Origin of the sequence: Lentzea sp. NPDC051208 (assembly GCF_040682435.1) — a bacterium.
GTDB lineage: Bacteria > Actinomycetota > Actinomycetes > Mycobacteriales > Pseudonocardiaceae > Lentzea > Lentzea kristufekii.
Window position 1 is genome coordinate 197,784 of record NZ_JBFBAW010000008.1, and the last position, 18,378, is coordinate 216,161.

The following is an 18,378-nucleotide window of genomic DNA, read 5'->3' on the forward strand; positions in this document are numbered from 1 at the left end:
AGCTCCGAGCAAAGCAAACCGGCGTGGTGAGCAGACCCGTCATCATCGCGGTCGCCACGATCACCGCCGCGCCGGAAGCCAGCACTTCCGCGGACAGACCCGGCAGGCCGAGCGCCACACCGATCAGCAGACCGAGGACAAGCAGCTGGAACGTCAGCGCCAGGCACCACACCAGAGCCACGACGAACTTGGCCGCGACGATCGAGGTCCGGGAGGTCGGCAACGCCAGGAGGTCCTTGACGGTGTTCTGGCTGAACTCCCGCCCGAACAGCCACACCGAGACAAGACCGAACACCACGATCCCGCCCACAGCGGTGATCTGGGCGAGGAAGGAGACGTACGCCGGCCAGTCCGCCTGACCGCCGACGAGCGTGGCCTTGGTGCCGATCAAACCGAGTGACCGGGCACGGTCCTGGTCTTGGAGTATGAACATGAACAGCCCGCCGACCAGAACGGCGACGGTGAACGCAACAGCGGTCACCAACGGCACGCGAGATCGTCGCGTCTTGAGCGCTCATTCAGGGCGGCCTGGCCGGAGCTCGCAACGGGCGCCCGGATCGATGACCGGGCAGCGCCGCTTCCGTTGCTGCGCCCGCTGAGGGCGTCCCTGCTGACGCCCGCCGAAGGACAGCGAAGCTGCACCATGGGCACAGCCATCACGATGAACGTCCAATTCTCGCCCACACCTGCTGCGCGTGGGGCTTGGCTGACGGACATCGCGGGTCGCGGATGGGGCAGGCTCCTGGTCGGCAACGGCGCGAGCATCAACGTGAGTACAGCCGACCACCGTGAAGTCCTGCCCATCGATCCGACTCGGCAGCCGGGATGGCGGACGACGCGTTGGCGCATGTGGTTGTCGGTGACGACATCCAGGCGTTGCAAGGTGTCGGCGACGGGTGATCTGAACGTCTGACTGACCTCCGGACCGGTGCGCTCCACATCGGACGGATCACCCGGACCATTCACACACCGGCGCCCGGCCCGCCGAGTACTACAGCCTTCGCAAACGCCCTGACTGCGCGCGATACCAGGCCACCACCAACATGTCCTTCCCCGGCCCTGTCAAAATCGCCCGAGAAGACGCGGAGTAGCGCCGGACTGACCGCGCAGGGCGTACTCGACGGCCGCACCGCGACAGTCCGGACGGTGAACCGCACAATCCAATCCCCGTTGGCGATACCGCTCGATCTAGCCGTTTCGAATCGAATATCGTCGAATTCGCCCGTCGTTCGCCAATTTCCCACAAGACAAGGATTGACTGCACAGATCGGCCCTGCCATGTTGGAATTCACTTTCCCCTGCTCCGCAGATGCGACAGATGGACCTACCTGACCTTGGCACCCTCAAGGCCGGAAAAGAGAAACCTATGGGTTCAAAAGTTAGAAGGTTCAGGGCCTGCTTCCTCGCAACCGTGCTGGCGATTGCCGCGTCCGCGTCCGGCCTGGCGAGTCCTGCGTCAGCCGACACCAGGAACCAGCTGAACGCTTCCCAGATCGTCGCCGACATGGGCGCGGGCTGGAACCTCGGCAACCAGCTGGAAGGCACCCTCGACGGAACCCCGAACGAGACGGCGTGGGGTCAGCCGGTCGTCACTCAGGCTCTTGTCGACAAGGTGAGGGCCGCCGGGTTCAAAACGATCCGAATCCCGGTCTCCTACCTGAGGCACATAGGTCCCGGGCCGAACTACACGATCAATTCCTCCTGGCTGGACAGGATCCAAGCCGTCGTCAACTACGCGTACAACCGCGGCATGTACGTGCTGATCAACATGCACGGCGACGGGTACAAGAACTTCGCCGGCTCCTGGCTGATCTGCGACTCGTCCTCGCAGTCGACGATCAAGGCGAAGTACCAGAGGGCCTGGCAGCAGATCGCGCAGAGGTTCCAGAACTACGACCAGCGCCTGGTCCTGGAGTCGATGAACGAGAACTTCGACGGGCAGTTCGGCCGACCGACCCAGCCGTGCTACTCGAACATCAACAGCTACAACCAGATCTTCGTGGACACCGTGCGGCGGGCCGGCGGGAACAACGGTTCGCGCTGGTTGCTCGTACCCGGCTGGAACACGAACATCGACTACACCGCGGGGAACTACGGCTTCGTGCTGCCGAGCGACCAGTACCGGTCCCCCTCGATCCCCAGCAACGAGAAGCGCATCATGATCTCCGTGCACTACTACGCTCCGTGGGACTTCGCAGGAGAGGAAAACAGCCGGATCACGCAGTGGGGACGAGGATCGACCAACTCCTCGAAGAAGTCCACCTGGGGACAGGAAGACTACTTGGACTCCCAGTTGAAGCTGATGCGCGACGTCTTCGTCTCGAAGGGCTACCCGGTGGTCGTCGGTGAATACGGCTCGATCGACAAGTCGTCGTTCGACTCGTCGAACAACAGGTACCGCGCGGACTTCGCACGTGCCGTCGTAGCGACTTCGAAGAAATACGGCGCGGTCACGATTTACTGGGACAACGGGCACAACGGGCAGTACGGGTTCGGACTGTTCGACCGAAGGGCCCGCACGGTGACGCAGCAGGGCATCATCAACGCAATCATGGGTGGCCTCGCCGGCTAGCATCCGCAACAGCGACCATCGACAACAGAACTGGCCGGGCGAGGACGATGGTCTTCGCCCGGCCAATCCGTCTTCGTGGCCGCTGTTCCCGAACGGGATGTCGCAGATGCCGTACACCGCGCCACGCCGGTCGCTGCCCGCGATCACCAGCGCCCGCGCCACTCCAGGCAGTGGGCTCGCCACCACCTGCGTCACCGACGCCTCCCATCGGCCTGCCACCTTCGCGGTGTCCAGCCGCCCCTGTGCGTAAAGACGGTCGATGACCGGACTCGCCCCGATGGTGCCTATCAGCACCACGGTCCCGGACATCGCGGACGAGGTGCGGCGCAGGCGTGGCCTCACACCGCTGACCGCTCCACATCAGCGGCCAGATCCCCGCGGCACGGCGACGGCAGGATCGTCCGCCTCGTACACGACTCCGGCCTCGTCGACGACACGACGAAGTTCGCACCGAACGCGTACTTCGTCACCGAGGGGGGAGAACACCATCCCCGATCCACAGCACCGGGTACGAGTCCGGGCGGGTTACCGGGCCGTTGCGAACTCCTTCCCGGCCTTGGTACCCCCATCGATCAGGATGTCGACCCCGGTCAGATAGCCGGGTGCTTCGCTCGCGCAGAACGCCAGCACAGCCGCGACCTCCTCGGGCTTGCCGAATCGCTTGATCGCCGCCGACTTCACCAGCTCGCCGGCGCCGTGGTTCTCCTCCAGGCGCCCCATCGCGGTGTCGAAGCTCCCCGGAGAGACGGAAACGACTCGCGCTCCGCGCTCCCCGAACCCGGCTGCGAGGTAACGGCTGTACCAGTGGACGAAGTTCTTGCTGATCGCGTAAGCCAGTCCGGGCTTCAGCTTCCGGCCGACGACCCTCGCGCGACTGACGATCGCCTTCTCGAAGTCGTCGGGCCGTTGCTCGGCGAGACGGAAAGCGCGGAGCGGGACGAGGATCTTGGGAATGCTGTGTCCGGCGGTAGATGCCACGTTGACGAGTGCGTCACCGTCCGCGGCCCGCGTGAGGAATGCCCGCGCGATGTTGACGGTGCCGGTCGCGTTGATGCGAGCAATTCGTTCAGCCGTACCCATGTGCGGACTGATTCCAGCGGCGTGGACCACTGCCCGGACGTGACTTCCCTCAGACTCCGCGCGCTGGAACAGTTGCTCGACGGATGCCTTGCCGGTGATGTCGCACACCACGCCGACTGCTTCAACTCCGGCCGCGGTGAGCTCGCGCACCGCATCGTCCAGGCGCGTCTGGTCGAGGTCCGCCAGCACGATCCGGTGGTCGTGACCCATCAGCCTCGCCGTTGCCAGCCCCATGCCGCCGGTCCCACCGGTGATGATCGCAGTGGGGTGTTCAGCCGACATGTTCGATCCTTGCCGTTGAGATCGGAGCTTCGAGACAACGCGCTCGAGTGTGCATCCTTACCCATCGCTGCCGTCACCCACCAGTCGGCAGGCGTGGAGCTACACGATCCGGTCGCGCCAGCCCGGTGGCGAGCAGTGATCGGCGCGCTGACGAGGCGTTCGGCCTCGTCGTGGCCAGTTCGACCATCAGCTCGCATTCACACGCGGCGGAACTGCCCAGTCCACTGTGGTCAGTGCTCAGGTGTGGGAAGAGCATGCCGTCACCGGCCTGGGGGCACGCACGTTGCCGCCGGAGGCACTGGTGACCAGCCGGACTTGGCCGGGTTTGCCGCCGGAAGCTCGTCAACGCGGTCCTGAAACCGCGATTCGGCCGATTCCCGTCCATCTGGGGGTTCCGACCGGTAACGTCACGAAGCGACATTTGATTCCAGTCGACTCGGCCGGGGGAACGGGTGGCAGGTGAAGCCGTACGGCTGTTGAACGGCTTCGGCCGCCGTTACGCCGTCACCGTGCGCATCGCGACCCTGCCGCCCATCGGGGCGGTCGCCCTGCTGCAGTCCTCCGCCAGCAAGGTCACGGCCACCGCGCTGATGGTTGCCGTGGCGGTGGTCTGGACGTGCGCGCAAGCATGGCTGCGCAGGACGGCCACCACGCCTGTCGCCCTGGACATGGCCGTGCTGCTCGGTTTGTGCCTGAGCGTCTTCTGGACCGGTGCGGTGGAAGACGGCAACACCGCGTGGCTCCGACTCCTCGTCACGTTCGCGTGCGTGACCTGGCAGTGGCACACCGCACCGGTGACCGGCACCGTCGCGGCCTTGGTCACCGGTGGTTCGATGCTCGTCATCCTCGCTCTGGCCGGGCAGAGTCCGACCTCGTCGCTGTTGTGGGTGCCGGTGATGGCGGTCATGTCCAGGGCGGCCTGGACCGTGGTCACCCGCTCGGCCGAACGGGCCGACCGCGTGGCGGCCGAGGCCGAACGGGCACGCCGCGAGTCCGCGGTGGTCGCGGCCGTGCGGGCTGAGGAGCGGGAGTTCGCGAACTCGCTGCACGACACCGCGGCCACCACGTTGCTGATGGTCGGCACCGGTCAGGTCCCGGTGGGTGCGAGCTGGCTGGCTCCGCAGGCCCGTCGCGACCTGGCCCGGTTGCGTTCCTCCACCGGCGAGCGACGACCGGAGCAGGCGGATCTGGTGGACCTGCTGCGCGCCGACCTCGACGCCGGCCACCTGATCGTCGAACTCGACGCGCCGGAGACGGTACAGGTGCCGTTCGACGTGGCCGGCGCGATCACCGGCGCGGTCGGGGAAGCCCTCAACAACGTGCGCCGGCACGCCGGGACAGACCGGGCGCTGGTCCGGTTGCGCGGCGGCCAGGACGCGGTGCGCGTCGAGATCTCCGACAGCGGCAGGGGGTTCGCCGTCACCGATGGCGCGTCGACATCCCGGCGCGGGCTCCGTGAGTCCGTGTACGGCCGGATGGAACGGGTCGGCGGCGAGGCCACCGTCATCTCGGCCGAGGGGGCGGGCACGGTGGTACGGCTCGAGTGGAGGCCGGATGGATGACGACGGCACCAGGGCACAGCTGCGGCGAGGGCTGCGGATCGCCACGCTGATCCTCGCCGTGCTGACGGTGGACGTGCTCGGTCTGATCAACCTGGTGCACGGACTGGAGTTCCACGACTTCCCGGTGGCCCAGTTCACCGCCTTCGCCGCACTGACCGCCGTGCTGGCCGCCGAGGCGGTGCTGGTCGCGCGGCAGCGACCCTGGCGGACCGGCCGCAGGCTCGCCATCGCCGTGGTGTTCGCCGCGTCCGCGTTGTCCTACCTGACCCTGCCGGACGGCATGACGTCGACCACTGTGGACTGGTTGTTCGGAGCGGCGAACTGGGCAGGGGCCGTCGTGCTGCTCGATCGTCCTTTGCGGACCTTCCTGGCATTCCTGATCACGCACGAGCTGCTCGCGCTGGCGAACCTGCTGGTGTTCCACGAGGTGGACCGGGCGGCGCTGGTGCGGTTCACCACCGGTTCCGTGACGGTGTTCGGTCTGCCGCTGCTCATGGCCGTGGTGGCGGCGGTGCTGGGCGGGATCGCCGCGGAGGCGGCGAGGGCCTCCCGCGAGCTGGAACTGGCCCGCACCGCGGAAGCCGCCGCGTCAGCCGCCCATCGGCGCCGGACCCAGCGGTTCACCGAACTGAGCGAGACGACGGTCCCGCTGCTGACCGGCCTCGCGGACGGATCGCTCACGCCGTCGGACCCGGCGGTGCAACGTCGGTGCGCCATCGAGGCGTCCCGGATGCGTCGGCTGTTCGCGGAAACGGACACGGTCGCGAACCCGCTGCTGCACGAGTTGCGCCACTGCGCGGAGATCGCGGACCGCAAGGGGGTCGAGGTCGAACTCGACGCGCGCGGCCAGTGGCCGACGCCACCCGTGGCCGTCCGGCGGGACCTGACCGACGCCGCGCTCACCGCACTCGCGACGGCGGGCTCGTGGGCGCGGGTCACCGTGGTCGGCGGTGCCGACTCGGTGTCGGTCAGCGTGGTGGCGGACTGCACCGAGCCCGCGGTGCCCTCGCCGGCTACGCCGGACGTGCGAGTAGAAGTCTTCGGCAACGGTGGAACGGTGTGGGTGGAGGCCCAGTGGCAACCGAGTTGATCACGGCAGTGATCGTGGACGACCACGCGGCGATCGCGGCGGGCGTGCGGTACTGGTGCGAGCAGGCCGATCCGCCGATCAGTCTCGTCGACGCGGGTGACCGCCTCGCCGACGTGTGGACCGGCCAGGGCGCCGAGGCTGACGTGGTGATCTTCGACCTGGAACTCGTACCGGGCAAACCCGACTTCGGCGAGCTCCGCCGGCTCGTTGACAGCGGCCGGCGAGTGGTCGTGTACTCACAGCACGCCGACAACGCCACAGCGATCAAGTGCATCGACCTCGGCGCGTTGTCCTACCTGACCAAGCGCGAAGGCCCCGAGCACCTCGTCCCCGCCGTCAGGGTCGCGGCCGAAGGCCGGGGCTACACCGCGCCCTCGCTGTCCGGTGCGCTCGCTGCGGACGACACACCGGACCGGCCACGCCTGTCACCGCGTGAGGCCGAGGTGCTGCGAGCGTGGTTCGCGTCGTCCTCCAAGGAACTCGTCGCCGCGAAGCTGCACATCACCGCGAAGACCGTCGACACCTACATCGCGAGGGTCCGGGTGAAGTACGCCAACGTCGGACGGGCCGCGAGCACCAAGAGCGAACTCATCACCCGAGCGCTCGACGACGGCGTCATCACGCTGGCCGAGTTGAACGAGGCCGCGCCGTGAGGCGTCACCCGGCACGCCCGAGGACGGCGCTCGGCGCCTGATCGGGAACGGCACCGGCGAGCACGCGGCGGTGCAGCTCACGCAACACCGGCCCTGGTTCCAGGCCCAGCTCGGACACCAGCGCGTGGCGTGCCCTGCGGTACACGTCCAGCGCCTCGGACCGGCGACCGGCGCGGTGGAGCGCGGTCATCAGCAGCTCGTGCAGCCGTTCCCGCAGCGGGTGTTGCCCGACCAGGCCGGAAAGTTCACCGATCACCGCCTCGTGCAGGCCACACGCCAGCTCCGCCTGGTGGAGCGACTCGACTGCGACCAGGTGGTACTCGGCCAGCCGACGCCCCCAGTCCACGAGCGCCGGCACCTCCACATCCGCGAACGGTTCGCCGCGCCACAACGTCATCGCCGATCGCAGCAGCCCGATCGCACGCTGCGGCTCCCGCTCCGCCATCGCCGTACCGACCTTGACCATCGCCTCGAACCGTTCGGCATCGACCTCCTCCGGCCTGACCCGCAACCGGTAACCAGCGGCGCCGAACGACACCCGGCCCGGCTCACCGAGCGCCACCCGCAACCGATGCACGTGCACCTGCAACTTCTGCGGCGCCCGCGGATCGCGCTGCTCCCCCCACAGCGCCTCCGTCAACACGTCCACCGGCGCGGGCCGTCCTGCACGAGCCAGCAGCACACCGAGCAGCACCCGCCGCAGCCGCCCGGTCAACACCTCGACCCGGCCACCGTGCCGGACCTCCACCTCTCCCAACACCCGGAACTCCATGCCCCTCCCCCTTCGGTGAGTCCATTCCAGCCTTCCGGACGGGCCAGGACTGTCAGGCGTTCGCCGGACACCGCAAAACGCCGCCGACACGGGACGAGGAAGCCGGGGACATCAGCACGGCGGACGGTCCACCAGGAGTGTGACCCTGGTGGACCGTCCGCCGTCCTGCCACCGGTTCACCGAACCGGCTCGTCACCTCAGGCGAAGTCGGTCGACCACGCCGAGCACTTGTCGCGGGCGTTGTTGACGTTCACGCAGGCCTTGTACTCGACCTTGGAGCCTTCGGAGAAGTTCTTGTCGTACTTGCCGCTCTTGTTGCACCCGCCGCTGAACTCGATCCGCTGCTCGGAGCCACCGCGAAGCTTGTACACGAGGTACACGCTGTAGCCGTCGCACTTCTCGTCGTACAGCTTGAACACCTCATCGCTCGAGGTGAAGGTCGCCCTGGCACCGGCACTGGTCTTGGCGCTGCTGTCCGCGTGCGCCGCCGGCGCGATCGCCGCGGCACCGCCGAAGGCGAGCGCGAGTGCGCCGAGCGTGAGTGCCATCTTCTTGATCATATCGTACAACCTCCGAGTTGCCCCTTGTCCTTCGGCCCCCTCGGCCGACGACATGACAAGAATCCCGGCGGCGCTTTCGCCGGGCTGTCGCAGCGGTGAAAGCGCGCTCACCGAGCCAGCGCGGTCCACAAAGGATTCCGGGATTGAAAGCTCGCACACCTTCAGGGCTGGCCGCCCAACACATGAACGCAAAGCGGCGAGTGCTCGTGAAGAGCACTCGCCGTCCATGCTGACGCGGTCTCCGCCCGCTGATGCTGTCCTGGCTACGGTGAGGTCTTGACCAGTGAGAGCTGGTCGACGACGACACCGCCCGAACCCGACGCCCGCACGGTGACAGTGGCGCCACCGCTGGGTAGCTGGACGCCGGTGAGCTCCCGCTTGGCCCAGCCGCTCGACGACGGGATGCTCAGGGTTCGTTGGCTGCCGTTGGCGCCGGTGATCACGACCTGTCCGGCACTGCCCCGAGCGTGCAGGGCCAGGGTGTAGGTGCCCGCGGGCACCGACTCGATCCGCTGCTCCACTCCGCCGCTGTTGCTCACCTGGAGGGCGAAGCGGGATCCGTTCACACCACCGTTGACGTTGGTCACCGAACCGCCGAGGTTCCGCCATCCCCGTACGCTGGAGACGATGACGCGGTCGGCCTGGATGTCCGGGTTGAGGATGTAGTTGTTCGCCGGCCCGACGCGCCATTCTCCGGTCGTGACGTTGAACTCCCACTGGCTCACCGAGTGGAACTGCGGCCGTGCGCCGGTCTTGGTGATCGGCACCCACTGGTTGTACCCGATGCCGTTCCAGGCGAAGTCGGCCCAGCGGTCGCCGGCGTAGATCACGGTGTTCTGCTTGGTGCCCTTGACCGTCACGAAGAACCCGGTCTGGGTCACGTGGCTGTAGTCCATCTCGGTGCCGGGGAGGACGTACTCGCTGCTGTAGGAACCCTGGACGTTGCTGCCGGTCGACTCGTTGACGTAGTTGACCGAGGTGTTCCACCCGTGCAGGTCCGACGCTGCGTGGTAGTACTTGCCGTCGAGCTTGAACATGGCGTTGCCCTCGCGACCGCTGCCGCGGCGGATCTCCACGCCTGGCTCGATCCGCAGCGAGTCGGACTCCCGGAACTTGGCCACGAAGCCGCGCGACCGTCCTTCGCGGTTGGAGAAGATCAGGTAGTCCTTGCCGTTGTCGTCGGTGAAGACCGTCTGGTCACCGGTGCCGGTCGTGGGCGAGTTGGTGATCTGGGTCTGGAAGTAGCCGTAGTCGAACGTGTCGGTGGGTGAGTCGCCCTGCAGCAGCAGAACACCGTGTCCGCCGCGACCGGTGTGCCACATCTGCACGGCGAGCACGTACTTGCCGGTGTTCTCGTTGTAGGAGACACCGAGCCGCCCGACCCAGCCCGCGCCACCGAGGTTGGCGCCGCTGCCCACGCCGGTGGAACGTGTCGCGACCCGGTTCTCGAACTTCCAGTTCACGAGGTCCTTCGACGAGTACACCGGGATCGACACGAAGCTGACGTTCCCGTCGTACTTGCGCGTCGGGTTGGCCCGGTAGAGCTCGGCACCGGTGTAATGCACGCCGTACCAGTAGTAGGTGTCGCCGAACTTGAAGACGCCGCCACCCTGCGAGTAGATCGGGTTGCCGCTGGTGTCGTTCCAGAACTTGTTGTTCGTGATGGTCTGGAACGTGCCCTCGTCAGCAGCCTTCAGATCGGCGGCGGCGTTCATCAGTGCCGTCTTCGCGGTGGCGACTTCCGACGTGGCGGCCGACCGGTTGTCGGCGACACCGGCAGCGGTGGTCAACGCCTTGGCGAATGGAGCCCAGGAGTCAGCCGTGTACTTCGACGGAACGCGGGTCTGGTAGTCGCGGACCAGATGTTCCAGCCCTCGCTCGACCGGCTCCGCCACTGCCGGTTCCGCCGCCGAGGGGTCTGCCACCGCGGGGTTCGCCGAGAGTGGTACCACTGTCGCCACCAACAGCATCGTGGCGGCGGATAGCTTCCAGTACCTCAAGATGTCACCTTCCATCGTTCTCGAAGGCGCCGAGATCCGGCGCACTCCCGCTGAAGGGCAGTCCTGCGTTGGTGCCCTTGTCGATCAGAACGCTGTTCGCGGCGAGGCGGAGATGGGGCAGTACGGGCAGACTGCCGTCGGCTTGGCGGGGTGCGTCCCAGCCGGACGTCGACACGCTCCGGAACTGCGCGTCCGACAACGGGACGTCGAGGTTCCAGGAGTTGTGCGAAGCGGTCGTGCCGCTCATGTTCGCGAGCAGCGTGCCGGTGTAGGCGATGTTGTTGCGCAGGGTGCCCCTGCCGACGGAGGCGCCGCTCGAGTTGATCCCCCGCATGTCGAAGTCGGGACGGTTGCCGTAGCTGGTGTTGTTGAAGTAGTCGTTGGCGACCGGGTGGTGGTTGGAGTAGAAACCCGCGGCCTTGTTGTTGAACGCCACCGAGAAGCGGACGGTGTGCTTGACCGCTCCGGTGTCGTACTCGCGGCCGAAGCCACCCATCTTGAAACCCGCACCGTTGCCCGCGGACGTCGTCGTGCCCGGCACATACCCGTTGCGCCACGCCCACGAGTTCTCGATGAGCACGGGCGAATAGGTGGAGATGAGGTCGAACCCGTCATCGGCGTTCCACCACGCACGGCACCCCCGGAACACGTTCGCGGGCCGCCCGGCGGGTGTGTAGTGCGAACCGAAGCCGTCGGCGTTCTCGCCGGGGCTGTCGTTGCTGCGCAGGTCGTAGTTGTCGTGCGCGTCCGAGTTGAGGACGAGGTTGCCGCCCCCGCCGTTGATGAACAGGCCGGTGCCCATGTGGTGGTGGGTGTCGATCTGCTCGAGGACGTTGTTGCTGCCGGAGATCCACAGCCCCCACGACTCGGCGTTGCGGTTGTTGTTCTGCGGCACACCGGTGACTTCCAGTCCTTTGAGGTGGATCCAGCTGCCGGTGACGCTGAAGCCCTTGATGCGGCAGTCGTCCTTCATCCGGGAGAAGTCGAAGACCGGCTTCTCCCCCGGCTGGGCCCAGTACCTGATCGGATTGCCCGAGCCGCCGCTCTTGTTCAGGGTGATCGCGTCGACCCTGGCCGTCTGGCTCGAGCAGGCGCTGTTCGCACGGGTGTAGGCGTACCTGCCGCCCCGGAAGTAGACGGTGTCCCCCGGCTTGGCGGCTGTCTGCGCGCGGGCGATCGACGCCCACGGAGCGGCCTGCGTACCCGCTGCGCCGTCGTTGCCGTTCGGGGCGACGTAGTAGACGGCTCCGGCCGCGGACGCCGAGCCGGCGGTCATCACCAGAGGACTCACCGTGATCACCGAGAGCAGGAGGGCGCGGGTCACTGACTTCGTGGTTCTCACAGCGTCACCTGCCCGGGTGAGTGATGTTCGGCCTGGGCGGCCGGCTCATGCCGGACCCGAGGAAGTAGTCGACGTGGTGGGACTGCATGTATCCCTTGAGCGTCATGGCGTTGCGGTAGGCGGGGTTGTGGGCGAGCGTGTACAGCCTTGTGCTCGTGGGGTGGTTGGTGGTGAAGATGATCAGTTCGTTGTAGCCGGCGTTGGTGTACACGGCTTCTTCGCGCCAGTCGCCGAGGATGTCGCCGTAGAAGGTGGGCTGGACGTTCTGGCTCGCGTCGACCGCGCCGTAGGCCGAGGTGTTGAGGATCCGTTGCAGGCCGTTGGTGGGCTTGGGGTTGTTCGGGTCCCACTTCTCGAACTTGCCGTCGTTGAGCAGTTCCATCGTCATGTCGCCGTCCCACCACAGGCCCAGTTGCGGCCATGGCTGCAGCGAGGTGTCCGGTTCGGTGAGGCGGTTGGCGGGTGCGTTGTAGAGGCCGGAGAAGGACCAGACCTCCATGCCGGGGAACCGCGGGTCGATGTCGCCCGCCATGCCACGTCCCACGTCGGCGGTGCCGGACGCGGAGTGCCGCCAGATGATGGAGCCGTTGGCGGCGTCGTAGTAGTACTCGCGCAGACCGCTGGGGTTGTCCTGCTGGACGCCGTAGCCCTGCAGGCCTGGGCGGCTGGGATCCATCTTGGCGATGTGGAAGCGGTCGCCGTGGATGACACCCGAGGGGCCCAGCGAGTACCGCAGGGTGCCGTTCCCGTTGAGCACGAACCCGATCTCGGCGACCTCGTCGGTCCCGTCGCCGTTGACGTCGATGACGCGGGTGTTGTGCCCGTCGGGTGTGTTCTGGTTGCCGCGCAGCCACTTCCACTGCTGGGTCAGCGACCGGCCGTCGAACTGCCAGGCACCCATCATGAGGTTGAACCCGCCGTTGCCGACCCGGTTCTTCATGAAGGCGACCAGGCTGGGCCGCGTGCCGTCGAGGTGGCCCACGCCGAACCGGGCGTACATCGGGCCGTCCCGCAGGTAGTCCGTCGGCACGGGAGCCGTGGCGCGGGGTGCCCCGGTCATGCCGTCGAGGATCGCGATGAACTGGCGGTTGTTGTCGCTGTCGGTGAAGGTGGTGCCGTTGCCGAAGCGGACACCGTTGGCGATCCGCACGGCGACCTCGGCGCGGCCGTCGCTGTCGAAGTCGTAGACGGTGACGCCGTCGTTGTGGCCCACGTCGATCGTGGACGATCCGCCCTCGATGTTGTTCTGGTTCGTGCTGTTGGGTCCCATGTTGACCGACCAGAGGAGCTGGCCGTCACGCCGGTAGGCCTCGATGCTCTGCGGCGACGTCTGGCGGTCCAGGACGTAGTCGTACTCACCGTCGCCGTCGAGGTCGCCGACCCAGACGAACTTCACCGGGCCGCCGGAGCGCAGCGGTACGCGGACGACCGGCTCGACGGCGTGGTCGGCGGTCAGCGTGAATGCGCCGCTCGGTGGCTGCTCAGCGCCGTTGAGCACGGGCCGCACCCGGTAGCTGTTCGACCGGGTCAGGTCCGCCGTCGAGTCGGTGTAGTTGGTCCCTCCGGTCAGGACCGCGGAGTTGAGCTTGACCTCCGGGCCTCCGGCAGTGGAGCGGTACACGTTGAACCCGATGCCGTCCGGGTCGAGTCCCAGCAACCGCCAGGAGACCAGCACAGCGGTGTTGCTCGACCGCACGGCGACGACGCCGCGGCCGAGGTTCTCCATCGGTCTGGCGGCCGCCGCGACGCCGACCAAGGACGTCGCGGCGGCCGGGGCGACGGCAGAAGCCGTCACCGTGGCGGACAGCAGGGCGACTACAGCCCCGGCGGTCGAGACCATTGTGGACAGTTTCATCAATCCTCCCTGTGCAGGGTCAGGGCAGGGCGCGGGGTCAGGGCAGTTGATCGCCGACCAGTGCCAGGCACTGGATCGCGGCCAAGCCGTACTGCGCCGAGGCGTTCGTGGACACGAAGCTCGCCTCGTCCACCGGTTTGAGCACGGCCGGGCCGTCGACCCGCACCGTGGTCCAGGGGGCGTTGCGCGGATAGCCGGCGTGGCCGGTGTAGAACTCCTGCCACGCCCTGGAGGCCAGCGCGGCATTGCCGGTCTTCGCCGCGGCGTACGCGGTGAGCCGGGAGTGGGCCTGCCTCAAGTTCTGGCTGCCGAACGACTGACCGGTCTCGGCCTGCTGTTCCTCCGCCGTGGCGTTGTACAGCCGGCAGTACTGCAACCAGGCGTTGGTGAACTCCGGGATGTCGAGCAGGCCGACGAGTTCGCTGCAGATCTCGACGAGGCCGAACACCGCGCCGAGCGAGCCCACGGAGACGGCCGGTTTCGCCGGGGCGAAGGCTCCGGTGTCGAGGTCGTACAACCCGCTGCCCTGGACGAAACCGTTGGGCATCGCCCCGATGGTGCGGGCGCCCGCCTGCAGCTTGCGCAGCGCGATCGGGTCTCCGCCACGCTCCCACTCGGTCAGGAAGGCGGCGGCGAGACCGCTCCAGTCCGTACCGAGCGAGACCGACAGGGCGTGCGGATCCGGTTCGTAGGGCTCGGTGCGGATCTTGCGGATCGGGTCGAGGACGAGGAACGTGCGGTCGCCGTCGACGAGATCGCGCATCAGGTCGCCGACCCGTTCGTCGGCGGTGAGGAAGTAGTAGAACCGCCGGTACGCGGCGGTGCTGATCCGCAGCTGCTTGGCGCTGTCCGCCCAGTGCTGCACGCCGTGCCTGGTGCCGAGGTCGCGCCACTTGCCCAGGTGGTAGACGTCGACCTCGCCGGTGTGCCGGGTCATGGCCTCGGCGAACCGGAACACGTCGGCGCGCCCGGACCGCAGGTACTGGTACCACAGCCACAGGTCCGGTGAGAGCTCGGAGTTGTCCCAGGCGTACCCGCCGATGTCGTAGCGCCACACGTGCCGGTCGGAGTCGTAGGTGTGCATGATGTCGCCGTAGTCCCAGAACCCGTACCAGCTGCGCTGCTCGACCTGGCGGCGGTGGTGGTCGAAGAGGAAGTCCAGCCGGTCCTCGATCTCCCGCCGCGCCGGGGTGCTGCGGTCGACCGGGCTCCAGTCGCCGAAGACACCGGCGCCGTGCAGGTGGGCCGGTGCAGCGACGATCAACGGTGGTGTGCGGACGGCCGCGGCCAGCTGGGCGAACCGCTCCGCGGGCGGCGTTGCTCCCAAGGCCCAGAACGACAGCTCGGTGGTGCGGGCGATCCCGTACGGCGTGCCGAAGCCGGGTTCGTAGTCCTCGTAGGTGATCTCCAGCCCTTCCAGCTGTTCGGGGTAGGTGTCCTGGCCCATCCCGTCGTGGTAGAAGCGCAGGTCCATCGGGGTGGCGTCGGGCGACCAGAGCCACATCGTCACCTCGGCGGTCTCCCCCGCAGCGCCGCGGACGTCGAGCTGCGTGGGGTGCAGCTGCCAGAAGTCGCGCATGCCGAACGCGAACCCGCCGCTGATCCCGCCGACGTAGCCGAGGCCGGACGCCCGGCGGCCGGAGTCCACCGGGATCCAGCCGTGGCCCGCGCTGGTGCGCTTGCGGATGTCGAAGCAACCGTCCGACAACTGCCGCAGGCTGTAGTCGCCCCAGGCCGGGATGTACTGCAACCGGCTGCTCACTCGGGTGTCCCAAGTGGACAGCGGAGGTGTCGCTCGTCCGGCGATCTGCGCCTGCCGCACCGCCGCACCGGGGTCACGGCGCAGGCCGGTGATGCCGCGGACGGCCTCGCCGAGCACGCCGTCACCGTCGCCCGCGAACCGCACGTGACGGTCGTGCGGCTGGTCGGTCATCGGCACCCGGAAGCGGACGCCGAGGCCGGAGATGAAGTCCTTGTTCGCGTCGCCGTCGAAGACGAAGGTGTGCATCATGCGGATGCCGTCGCTGCCCGCGTACAGGTACAGCCGGATGGTGAACGGCAGCCACGCCCGAGGGCCCCGGTCGGCGCGGTGCACGCCCTCGATGCGGACCACGGCGCGAACCGGGCCACGTTGTTCAACGGTCACCGCACGGATGTCGGCGGTGAACCGCTCGGTGCGCACCACCTCGGGCGCGTCGTCCGCGGTGTTCTTGCGCAGGCAGACCAGGGTGCCGCCGGTGGCGACGGTCCGGTCTCCCCTGGAGATCGACGGAACCAGGACGCGCCCGTGGCGAGCGATCCGGCAGCGGATGACGCCGGTGTCGACCTCGATCTCCTTGCGGTTCTCACTGACCCGCAACGGGGTGGCGGGCGCGGGCGGCTTTCCTTTGCGCAGCAGGTACTCCCGCGCCGGCGGGACCTCCGTGCCGATCGCGTGTGCGGTCCACTTGACCGTTCCGTCCGGCCAGAAACCAGTCGGCCACGACTGCACGGGCACGGCCTGTCCTGCGGCGGTGGTGAGGGACAACTCGCTGCCTTTGGGCAGGACACCCCGCGCCCACGGCACTCCCCACGTGGTGCCGACGAGTGCCTGAGGCGCCTCGCTTTCCAGCCAGCGCAGTGACACTCCCGCGTCCGCGGCGGGGATCGGCGGCGGATGACCGCCCTGTGCGGCGCCGGCTTGCGCCGGTGTGCGCAGTCCGCTTGCCGCACCGGTCATCGCGACGCCCACGAGGAGAGTGCGGCGAGACAGTTCGGGCATCGTTGCCCTCCAACTGAACGGGGTTGAAACGTTTACTATTGCTGGGGCAGCGAACCAAGGATTTCTTGATCGTGTCAAGACCGCCGGACAGTTTTTCCTTACCAGTAACGACATTGACCATGTCGCGTCGCGACTGCGGATTCGATCCATCGACAAAAACGTTTTAACTCGAATTCGACGATCTTCGACAGATGGCCTGCCGTCGCCCTGCACGGGACGGACCAGAGGGCACTGGGCAGCGGTGGCCGATCCCCTGCCGGACTCCGTGGCGCCCTACGCCACACAGGGCGGAGCCCAGTACCGGCTGTCGGGCCACGCGGGCCTGCACAACGGCGGTTCGGAGGGCTGTGCACGGACTTTCCTGCTCGCGGCCTTCCGCATCGCCGGTGCCCGTGGCGACGTGCCCGCGGAGCCCATGGCACTGCACTGGTCGATGGCTGTTCGATCGGTTCGACTCCTCGGCGCAGGACCCTGCCGGAAGTGCCGTCTACGTCTCGCTGATCGTGCTCACCGGCGATCGGGTCGATCCCGCCGCGCTGCGAGATTCGGTCACCGCACCCGTCGCCGGTGACCGCGCCAAGATGCGGCTGCCGGACGTGGGTGGATCGAGATGGTGCTCGGTGCCCACGTCACCCACGCCCGCCATCCCGTGGACGGCGCACCCGTGCGCTGGCCTGCAGGCGACACCGGAGGCACAGGGTATAAATGATTCAGTAACCGTTTTCTGAAACAATGCTCCCGGTGCTGCGGTGACGGGAAGGGCCGGTGGACGATGACTCGGCGGGCGAGCGAACCAGCGAACGGCCGGCGGCGGTCCACGATCCGCGAGGTGGCGGAACGGGCCGGCGTGTCCGTCGCCACCGTCTCGCGCATCCTGAGCGGCGACTATCCGGCCTCCCCCGCCACCCGCAAGCGCGTCATGCGCGCCGTCGAGGAACTCGACTACGTCGCCAACGCCCACGCCCGTGCGCTCGCGGGCACGCCCGCCAAGAGCATCGCCATCGTGCTCAACTCGGTGATCTCGCCGCACTACGCGCATGTCGCGCAGGGCGTGGAGGCCCAGGCCGCCGTTGAAGGCCGGCTTTGCCTGATCGGCACGACCGGCGGAGACGCCGAGCGTGAGCTCGCCATGGTGAAGTTCATGCGGGAGCAGCACGCCGAGGCGGTCATCCTGGTCGGTAACGTCGTTGCCGACGAGAAGTACCGCAAGCGCATGGGCCAGTACGCGCACGCCCTGACCGCGATCGGTTCCCGGCTGGTGCTGTGCGGCCGCCCGCCACTCGACCCCGATGTGCCCGCGCTCGTCGTGGAGTACGACAACGCCGGGGGCGCGTTCGCGGCGACCAGCCATCTGCTTTCCGCGGGACACGAGCGGATCCTGTGCCTCGGCAGGCGTTCCGGCTACACCACGCAGGAAGGCCGGGTGACGGGGTACCGCCGGGCGCTGGCGGCGCACCGCGTGCCACACGACCCCACGCTCGAGGTCGACGGCACGACGATGGAGTGGCACGAGGGCTACCGGATGATGAAGGAACGACTGGTCACAGGTCCTCGCGACTTCAGCGCGGTCTTCGCCCTCAACGACCTCATCGCCGGCGGCGCCTGCCGCGCACTGGAAGAGCACGGTCTTCAGGTGCCCGACGACGTGTCGATGGTGGGATTCGACGATCTGCAGTCCTCGCTCGACCTCGACCTGACCACCGTGCACCTGCCGCACGAGGAGATCGGGCGCACCGCCGTGCGCCTCGCACTGGAGCACGAGGCACGCGGCGGCACACCTCCGCACGTCGTTCTCGGGACACACCTGGTGATCCGCGACTCGGTCCGTCCCCGCGTGCCCTGATGCCTG

12 protein-coding genes and 1 pseudogene are annotated in these 18,378 nt (G+C 67.9%); 5 read left to right on the plus strand and 8 right to left on the minus strand.

What is annotated here, in order from left to right; all coding sequences use genetic code 11:
• Window positions 1–19: 19 nt before the first annotated feature.
• Window positions 20–499, minus strand: a pseudogene (locus tag AB0M48_RS21470) (ABC transporter permease); the annotation flags it as partial.
• Between the two features lie 912 nt (window positions 500–1,411).
• On the opposite strand from AB0M48_RS21470, the gene AB0M48_RS21475 reads away from it, so the two are divergent.
• Complete coding sequence (locus AB0M48_RS21475) at window positions 1,412–2,572, plus strand: glycoside hydrolase family 5 protein (RefSeq protein ID WP_363844636.1); 1,161 nt, start codon at window positions 1,412–1,414, stop codon at window positions 2,570–2,572.
• A 525-nt stretch (window positions 2,573–3,097) separates the two neighbouring features.
• Here AB0M48_RS21475 and AB0M48_RS21480 read toward each other — a convergent pair.
• A complete protein-coding gene (locus AB0M48_RS21480; protein WP_363844639.1) occupies window positions 3,098–3,934 on the minus strand; it encodes an SDR family oxidoreductase in 837 nt (278 codons plus the stop codon).
• A 452-nt stretch (window positions 3,935–4,386) separates the two neighbouring features.
• Between AB0M48_RS21480 and AB0M48_RS21485 the strand changes: the two genes are divergently transcribed.
• Genes AB0M48_RS21485 through AB0M48_RS21495 form a run of 3 tightly spaced genes read left to right on the plus strand, consistent with a single transcriptional unit; the run spans window position 4,387 to window position 7,239 of the window.
• Window positions 4,387–5,496, plus strand: a complete 1,110-nt coding sequence (locus AB0M48_RS21485; RefSeq protein ID WP_363844642.1) for an ATP-binding protein — start codon at window positions 4,387–4,389, stop codon at window positions 5,494–5,496.
• On the plus strand, window positions 5,489–6,586 hold the full coding sequence (locus AB0M48_RS21490) for a hypothetical protein (RefSeq protein WP_363844645.1): 1,098 nt from the start codon (window positions 5,489–5,491) through the stop codon (window positions 6,584–6,586). Before AB0M48_RS21485 ends, AB0M48_RS21490 begins: the two co-directional genes overlap by 8 nt.
• Window positions 6,571–7,239 (plus strand): response regulator transcription factor, encoded by a 669-nt coding sequence (locus AB0M48_RS21495; RefSeq protein WP_363844648.1) that lies wholly within the window; start codon window positions 6,571–6,573, stop codon window positions 7,237–7,239. Before AB0M48_RS21490 ends, AB0M48_RS21495 begins: the two co-directional genes overlap by 16 nt.
• Before the next feature lie 4 nt (window positions 7,240–7,243).
• On the opposite strand, the gene AB0M48_RS21500 is transcribed toward AB0M48_RS21495, so the two are convergent.
• From AB0M48_RS21500 to AB0M48_RS21525, 6 genes are all read right to left on the minus strand, one after another.
• Window positions 7,244–8,011, minus strand: a complete 768-nt coding sequence (locus AB0M48_RS21500; RefSeq protein WP_363844651.1) for an AfsR/SARP family transcriptional regulator — start codon at window positions 8,009–8,011, stop codon at window positions 7,244–7,246.
• 197 nt (window positions 8,012–8,208) lie between these two features.
• A complete protein-coding gene (locus AB0M48_RS21505; RefSeq protein WP_363844654.1) occupies window positions 8,209–8,559 on the minus strand; it encodes a hypothetical protein in 351 nt (116 codons plus the stop codon).
• Between the two features lie 275 nt (window positions 8,560–8,834).
• A complete protein-coding gene (locus AB0M48_RS21510; protein ID WP_363844657.1) occupies window positions 8,835–10,571 on the minus strand; it encodes a family 43 glycosylhydrolase in 1,737 nt (578 codons plus the stop codon).
• 4 nt (window positions 10,572–10,575) lie between these two features.
• The gene (locus AB0M48_RS21515; RefSeq protein WP_363844660.1) at window positions 10,576–11,913 is read right to left on the minus strand and encodes a right-handed parallel beta-helix repeat-containing protein; all 1,338 of its coding nucleotides are present in this window, start codon (window positions 11,911–11,913) and stop codon (window positions 10,576–10,578) included.
• A gap of 4 nt (window positions 11,914–11,917) precedes the next feature.
• Window positions 11,918–13,768: a hypothetical protein gene (locus AB0M48_RS21520; RefSeq protein WP_363844663.1), complete on the minus strand. Its 1,851-nt coding sequence runs from the start codon at window positions 13,766–13,768 to the stop codon at window positions 11,918–11,920.
• A gap of 37 nt (window positions 13,769–13,805) precedes the next feature.
• Complete coding sequence (locus tag AB0M48_RS21525) at window positions 13,806–16,529, minus strand: Tat pathway signal sequence domain protein (protein ID WP_363844666.1); 2,724 nt, start codon at window positions 16,527–16,529, stop codon at window positions 13,806–13,808.
• 829 nt (window positions 16,530–17,358) lie between these two features.
• On the opposite strand from AB0M48_RS21525, the gene AB0M48_RS21530 reads away from it, so the two are divergent.
• The gene (locus tag AB0M48_RS21530; protein ID WP_363844669.1) at window positions 17,359–18,372 is read left to right on the plus strand and encodes a LacI family DNA-binding transcriptional regulator; all 1,014 of its coding nucleotides are present in this window, start codon (window positions 17,359–17,361) and stop codon (window positions 18,370–18,372) included.
• Window positions 18,373–18,378: the final 6 nt, after the last annotated feature.